Annotated in this window: 6 protein-coding genes; 4 read left to right on the top strand and 2 right to left on the bottom strand. The window is 40.3% G+C overall.

Features of this window, described 5'->3' with window-relative positions:
- Nucleotides 1-164: 164 nt before the first annotated feature.
- A complete protein-coding gene (locus tag FJR38_RS02230) occupies nucleotides 165-461 on the bottom strand; it encodes a 2Fe-2S iron-sulfur cluster-binding protein (RefSeq protein WP_168494764.1) in 297 nt (98 codons plus the stop codon).
- Nucleotides 462-866: 405 nt separating this feature from the next.
- Here FJR38_RS02230 and FJR38_RS02225 point away from each other — a divergent pair, with 405 nt between their 5' ends.
- Both FJR38_RS02225 and map read left to right on the top strand, forming a co-directional pair.
- Complete coding sequence (locus tag FJR38_RS02225) at nucleotides 867-1,886, top strand: Gfo/Idh/MocA family protein (protein ID WP_168535154.1); 1,020 nt, start codon at nucleotides 867-869, stop codon at nucleotides 1,884-1,886.
- Between the two features lie 129 nt (nucleotides 1,887-2,015).
- Nucleotides 2,016-2,777, top strand: a complete 762-nt coding sequence (gene map / locus FJR38_RS02220; RefSeq protein WP_168494768.1) for a type I methionyl aminopeptidase — start codon at nucleotides 2,016-2,018, stop codon at nucleotides 2,775-2,777.
- 617 nt (nucleotides 2,778-3,394) lie between these two features.
- On the opposite strand, the gene FJR38_RS02215 is transcribed toward map, so the two are convergent.
- Nucleotides 3,395-3,883 carry a hypothetical protein gene (locus FJR38_RS02215; protein WP_168494770.1) on the bottom strand — a complete coding sequence of 163 codons (489 nt, stop codon included), beginning with the start codon at nucleotides 3,881-3,883 and terminating at the stop codon, nucleotides 3,395-3,397.
- A 184-nt stretch (nucleotides 3,884-4,067) separates the two neighbouring features.
- On the opposite strand from FJR38_RS02215, the gene FJR38_RS02210 reads away from it, so the two are divergent.
- The gene (locus tag FJR38_RS02210; protein ID WP_168494772.1) at nucleotides 4,068-4,988 is read left to right on the top strand and encodes a class I SAM-dependent methyltransferase; all 921 of its coding nucleotides are present in this window, start codon (nucleotides 4,068-4,070) and stop codon (nucleotides 4,986-4,988) included.
- Nucleotides 4,981-5,757: PrsW family intramembrane metalloprotease (locus FJR38_RS02205; RefSeq protein ID WP_371418124.1), on the top strand; the 777-nt coding region annotated here is incomplete at its 3' end. The genes FJR38_RS02210 and FJR38_RS02205, both read left to right, overlap by 8 nt.

Raw genomic sequence — 5,757 nt, 5'->3', positions numbered from 1 at the left:
GGAAGAAGGAAGAAGGAAGAAGGAAGAAGGAAGAAGAATTAAAAGGAGTTAATTGTCAATTATCTACAAGGCACAATTAGGGATTGGTAGAACTTTTACTTATTCTCCAATCCCTTATTTGTAATGGATTCTTGTTGCTAATAGCGGATTTTAATGGCTAAAGCTTAGTAGAGGTCTTCTTCTTTGTGAGTCTCAATGGTTACATCAGAAGTAGGATAGGCAACACAAGTCAATACATATTGAGCTTCGATTTGATCATCATCTAAGAAAGACTGATCAGATTGGTCAACACTACCAGAGACGATTTTACCAGCACAGGTTGAACAAGCACCAGCACGACAGGAGTAAGGTAAGTCAAGTTCAGCTTCTTCAGCTGCATCTAGAATATAAGTGTCTTCGGCGCAGTCAATAGTTTTAGTACCGTCTGGGGTGATTAGAGTGACTTTGAAAGTAGCAGCCATTTAATTATCCTCTCTTGTCAAATCGGCAGTTTAATTTATTTTCAAGCAATTATTACAGCTATTCTTAGGGGATTAGCTGCTGATTTAAATTTGCTTCAATTCTGATACTAAGGGAAAAGTTAAAACTTATGACAGAAAATTGACCCTTATTAGTAATGAAATTTAGTTACTTATGACTAATAAGTTTTCGTTATATAAAATACTCGCCTGGATAGATGTTAAAGTACATCGTGATGAGTACGGCTAATGAAAAAGGATTTCATGTTTTTCTTGCCGCTGCTCTTAACCGACAAGTATTGGAATGTATGGTACTTATGGGATCAATGTGTTTAAGATTTCCTGATGCTGGCTTTTTGATAAAATAGGAACGGCATTAAACCCAACAAAAAAAACTGGTGATAATTCATGTCCAATTACAAGCCACCTTTATCCACAACAATTCTCAGAGTGGGTTTAGTAGGTACTGGGTATGCGGCTAAACTCCGGGCTGAGGCCTTACGACAAGATCCACGCACTGATTTAATAGCGATAGCTTCGCTCGCTTCCAGCAACGCTGGCAATCCAGAAAGGATAGCAGCTTTAGCTCAAGAATATACAATTGAAGCCATGAATTCTTGGCAACAGCTAGTAGCCAGAGACGATTTAGATATCGTGGTCATCTCCACAATTAATCAGGATCATGGTAAAATCGCCCGTGCTGCTTTAGAAGGGGGCAAGCACGTCATCGTTGAATATCCCTTATCTGTGGATGTCCAAGAAGCTGAAGAACTAATTGCTTTAGCAAAAACAGTCAACAAACTACTGCACGTTGAACACATTGAACTTTTGGGTGGTTGGCATCAAACTTTAAAACAACACTTAGACCAAATTGGTGATTTGTTTTATGTTCGCTATAGCACCCTTAACCCTCAACATCCCTCACCACGCAGGTGGACTTATCATCATGAGAAGTTTGGCTTTCCGTTAATTGGTGCATTATCTCGATTACATCGTCTGATTGATTTGTTTGGTGAAGTCTTCACTGTCAACTGTCACCAGCGATATTGGGAAACAGAGTCTGATTATTACCAAACCTGTTTTTGTTCAGCCCAACTATGCTTTGACAGTGGATTACTAGCACAAGTAATTTATGGTAAAGGGGAAACTTTGTGGCAGTCAGAACGGAAATTAGAAGTTCACGGTGAACAAGGGGGGATAATTCTCGATGGTGATACAGGAATGCTGGTGTTAGCTGAGGAAACAAAGTTGATTGAAATAGGTACGCGGCGGGGTTTATTTGCCAAAGATACAACTATGGTCTTAGATTATCTTTTTGATGATATTCCCTTATATATCACCCCAGAAAAAAGCTTGTATACTCTGAAAGTAGCAGACGCTGCACGCAGGGCGGCGACAACAGGATTAACTATATTTTTAAAAGAGTAAGTAAGTGAATAGAAGAATTTAAAGGTATGTGAAGAAAAGTAAAATCGCCCAAAACTCTCTTTCTGTTCCCTGTTACCTATTCCCTGCTCATAACAACAATTTTTAACGCCAACCTACTTAGATACATTGATGAAAACCGAAACCATAGTGATTTTATCCCAGCGAGAAATAGAAAAAATGCGTCGGGCTGGACGTTTAGCCGCCCAGTTGCTACAACATCTAGAACCTTTAGTCAAGCCGGGAGTAAGTACCTTACAATTGAACGATGAAGCAGAACGATGGACTCAACAGCATGGAGCAAAAAGCGCCCCTTTAGGCTATAAAGGTTATCCTAAATCAATTTGTACCAGCGTTAATGAAGTCATCTGTCATGGGATTCCCAATGCTAAACAAATCCTCAAAGATGGGGACATCATTAATATAGATGTCACCCCCATTATTGATGGTTATCATGGTGATACATCCAAAACATTTCTAGTTGGTAATCCATCCCCCAAAGCCCAAAAATTAGTAGAAGTGACAGCAGAGTGTCTGCGTTTGGGAATTGCAGAGGTAAAACCAGGGGCAAAAATTGGGGATATTGGCGCAGCTATTCAAGAGTATGCAGAATCTTTTGGCTTTTCAGTAGTCCGGGATTTCGTTGGCCATGGTATTAGTCATATTTTCCATACAGCACCAGATGTTCCCCATTATGGAATAAGAGGTAGAGGTAAGAAACTCAGAGCGGGTATGGTATTTACCATTGAACCGATGATTAATGAAGGCACTCATGAAGCTCAAATGTTAAATGATGGTTGGACTGCGGTAACAAGCGATCGCCAACTTTCCGCCCAATTTGAGCATACTATTGCTGTTACAGAATATGGGGTGGAAATTCTGACTTTACCTTGACACTTCCCGACCTAAAGGTGCGAGGATTCTTGGTTCAACGAGTCCACTTAGATTAGATCCCTTGCGGTGTCTAACCAAGAGGTGGTTCTCTCCCCAAGCGTTACTTTCCCCCTGCCCGGAGGTAGTTGTATTACTACAAGTTTTGTTTGAGTTAATTCTGTGTTGTATTTCGACTTCGCTCAATACAAGTCTAGTACCTGTAAATCTTTTACCTACTTCCAGGTGATACTAGAACTACGAAGTAGAACCCCATAGATTTAGTTGTCAAGGTACAGATTGCCATTACGCAGTTAGGTTTTTATACAGGTTAATTACCGTTCCTGTTAGAGTGATTATAGCACAGGTGACTGAGGCGTAAACGCCTCCATAGGCTTTCATCCCTTGCCTAAAGGACGGCTAAGTTTTTCCGCAGTTCGACAAGCTCACTGACCACCTAGCTCCAAAACTTAACCTCAAGGGTTTTCAGCCTATTTTCTTATAAGGCTGGTGATTGGTGATTGGTGATTGGTAATAAAATCTCACTCTTAATCCTGTAAATCCTTAAATCCTGTAAATCCTGATAGCAAAGCGTGGCGTTAGCCATTTCTGACAATTTACCTGGGTACTCAAATGCGAAATTAACACTGTCCCAGCTTTTCTTGTTCACGAGCATCAACTACTAAAACCAAACAAAGTGCTGCCACAGCCTTTTGCCATTCCTCTCGGACTGTAACATCTTCAACCCCATCAAATAAACCTACCAAACGGGGAACTGCTGTTTCTAAAGCTGCGTGTGGAACAGGACGATGTAACTCCACCAAATGATTAATACTTTCTTGATTATTGAGAAAACCAATAACCCATTTGGTGGTATGGTCTGGACTATCAGGAACACGCTGAACACCTAATTCGTTTTTGAGCCAGTCATAAAAAAGTGGTAAATGTTCCGCTAATACTGCACCGGCTGTAGGTAAAGTTTTTTTGAGTAAGTCAATATTTAAAGTGTCTAATTCTTGTTTTAACGCCGGGGAATTGATAACTTCATTTAAGGGCTGAGAAAGTATTTCTTCTATTTCCGGTTGAGAAAAATCCAAATTTTGGATAAAAGTAGTAATTAATGGGTTCATCTTTTATTTTTAACTCGTTATGTATACTATTACATTTCTGGAAACCATTTCCTCTATCTCAGGTTAAGCAAAATCTAAATTTTGGGTTAAATTTATAATTAATAATTTCATTTCTTATTTTCAACTCGTGATGTATTCTATTTTAAAGGATGTTTAAAAAATATTGGGCGAAGAAAATTGACCTATGACTACTGCTGTCAACACTGCACCTGATTTAGCTTCCCGTTTCGTCAATGGCATCTTGGCCATTAAACCCTTAGCCAACCTGGCCAAACACCAAGCCAGACAAATGATGATTAAACGCGCCCAGCGAATAGGCGTACCTTGGATGCAAGAAGTTGATCAACTCCAACAGCGTGATTGGGCAAATGATTTAGCTGGGGTAGAAAATTCCCAGATTAATTACCCAGAATACTACTTGCGGCCATTCCATGCTTACGAAGGAGGAGACTTGAGTTGGCAAGCTGCTTTTGAATTAGAAGTAGCAGCCCGCACCGTCCATGCCAGCATTTGGAGTGAAGCCGGAGCGCAAGGAGATGCTAAACTCCGCCAAAGTTATCACAATATTTTGACAGCCCAAATTTCTCCCCAACCACAAGATGTATTAGATTTAGGGTGTGCCGTAGGATTAAGTACCTTTGCCCTACAAGCAGTTTATCCCCAAGCCAAGATCACCGGCTTAGATTTATCTCCTTACTTTTTAGCTGTAGCTAACTATCGTAGCCAACAACGTCAAGCCCAAATTAACTGGGTTCATGCTCAAGCTGAATCTACAGGCATAGCAGATGCTTCCTTCGATTTAGTTTCGATTTTTCTGATGTGTCATGAATTACCCCAATCAGTAACTCACAAAATTTTTGCTGAAGCTAGGCGTGTTTTGCGTCCAGGTGGCCATTTAGCGATTATGGACATGAATCCCAAATCAGAAAATTACAAAAAAATGCCCACATATATATTAACTTTACTCAAAAGCACCGAACCTTATTTAGATGAATATTTCAGTTTGGACATTGAACAAGCCTTAATTAATGCAGGTTTCCAAACTCCCACCATTACCAGTAATAGCCCCCGTCACCGCACTGTAATTGCTCAGGTGAGTGGCTAATTTATCTTTAGTGCTGTGGGCAGTCATTCCCCCATTGATGTTGTTGTGGTTCTACTACCGCCGGACTCCTGCTGCCCCACCGCTGTTAACTCTGCTAGGTCTATTCATTCTGGGGGCGATCGCTGGTTTTGTTGCTCTTGGCCTAGAATGGGGGGTGGAAACTGTCGCTAACTGGGTTGTAAACTGGCAACAAATGCAGCGTAACTTCTTCGTGGTCATTTTGCGGCAGATATTAGTCATAGCTCCTATTGAAGAAGGTTGTAAGTTAGCAGCAGTTGTTCTGGCTATTTGCTATTTACAACGCCAGTATTATTTGCGTGCTACTACTATTTTTCTATTTACTATCGCCGCAGCCTTGGGATTTACAGCCGAGGAAACGTGGATTTATCTATTTCACGGCACAGCATCAATTTTAGAACGAACCATTGGGACACCAGTCCATGCAATTTTCTCTGCTCCTTGGGGATACGCACTAGGTATATATATTTCTTCGAGTATCAGATTCAATCGAGATAGAAATTTGTTTTTTACGGCTTGGCTAAATTCTGTCTTTGCTCATGCTTTAGTGAATGTTTTATCTCATGCTGGCAGGTTTCCACCACCAATATATTTTTTAATCTATGGTTTATTTCCTTTCCTGTTATGGATGTTTTGGCGATTGGAACAATTACTCAGAGAATTACAAGGTAAACGTCCTATTTGTTTAATTTCGGGATATACATCTCAGACTCGTTACTACCAAAGAGTTTTAGTTTTATTAATTCCGTTA

This window comes from Anabaena sp. UHCC 0253 (assembly GCF_009712085.1).
Classification (GTDB): domain Bacteria; phylum Cyanobacteriota; class Cyanobacteriia; order Cyanobacteriales; family Nostocaceae; genus Dolichospermum.
This window is presented reverse-complemented; position numbering and strand designations above follow the sequence as displayed.

What these genes read in the sequence shown, in the direction of transcription:
- map (WP_168494768.1), top strand. Translation starts at nt 2,016, where the DNA reads ATGAAAACCGAAACCATAGTGATTTTATCCCAGCGAGAAATAGAAAAA.
- FJR38_RS02230 (WP_168494764.1), bottom strand. Translation starts at nt 461, where the DNA reads ATGGCTGCTACTTTCAAAGTCACTCTAATCACCCCAGACGGTACTAAA.
- FJR38_RS02215 (WP_168494770.1), bottom strand. Translation starts at nt 3,883, where the DNA reads ATGAACCCATTAATTACTACTTTTATCCAAAATTTGGATTTTTCTCAA.
- FJR38_RS02210 (WP_168494772.1), top strand. Translation starts at nt 4,068, where the DNA reads ATGACTACTGCTGTCAACACTGCACCTGATTTAGCTTCCCGTTTCGTC.
- FJR38_RS02225 (WP_168535154.1), top strand. Translation starts at nt 867, where the DNA reads ATGTCCAATTACAAGCCACCTTTATCCACAACAATTCTCAGAGTGGGT.